This window comes from Micromonospora sp. CMU55-4, assembly GCF_011602315.1.
Lineage (GTDB): Bacteria > Actinomycetota > Actinomycetes > Mycobacteriales > Micromonosporaceae > Micromonospora > Micromonospora chalcea.
Window position 1 is genome coordinate 1 of sequence record NZ_JAAOLH010000053.1, and the last position, 742, is coordinate 742.

Annotated in this window: 1 protein-coding gene; it reads right to left on the bottom strand. The window is 67.0% G+C overall.

Going from position 1 to position 742, the window contains the following annotated elements; translation table 11 throughout:
• On the bottom strand, positions 1 to 742 hold a 742-nt coding region (locus HA073_RS30210; RefSeq protein WP_166457867.1), incomplete at both ends, for a Clp protease N-terminal domain-containing protein.

Sequence of the window (742 nt, forward strand, 5' to 3'; positions counted from 1 at the left end):
CCCGGCACCGACGAGCGTGTGGATCTCGTCGATGAACAGGATGATGTCACCGCGGGTGCGGATCTCCTTGAGCACCTTCTTCAGCCGCTCCTCGAAATCACCCCGATACCGGGAACCGGCGACCAGCGCACCGAGGTCGAGCGTGTAGAGCTGCTTGTCCTTCAGCGTCTCCGGCACCTCACCCTTGATGATCTTCTGCGACAGCCCCTCCACCACGGCGGTCTTACCGACGCCGGGCTCACCGATCAGCACCGGGTTGTTCTTCGTACGGCGGGACAGCACCTGCATGACCCGCTCGATCTCCTTCTCCCGCCCGATGACCGGGTCGAGCTTGCCCTCCCGGGCGGCCTGGGTCAGGTTGCGGCCGAACTGATCCAGCACCAGGCTGGTCGACGGCGCGGCCTCACCCGGCGCGGCACCGGCGGCGGCCGGCTCCTTGCCCTGGTAGCCGGAGAGCAGCTGGATGACCTGCTGGCGGACCCGGTTCAGGTCCGCGCCCAGCTTCACCAGGACCTGCGCGGCGACGCCCTCGCCCTCGCGGATCAGGCCCAACAGGATGTGCTCCGTGCCGATGTAGTTGTGGCCCAGCTGCAACGCCTCACGCAGCGACAGCTCCAGCACCTTCTTCGCCCGCGGCGTGAACGGAATATGCCCGCTCGGCGCCTGCTGACCCTGGCCGATGATCTCCTCGACCTGCTGACGCACACCCTCCAGCGAAATACCCAGACTCTCCAGGGCCTTT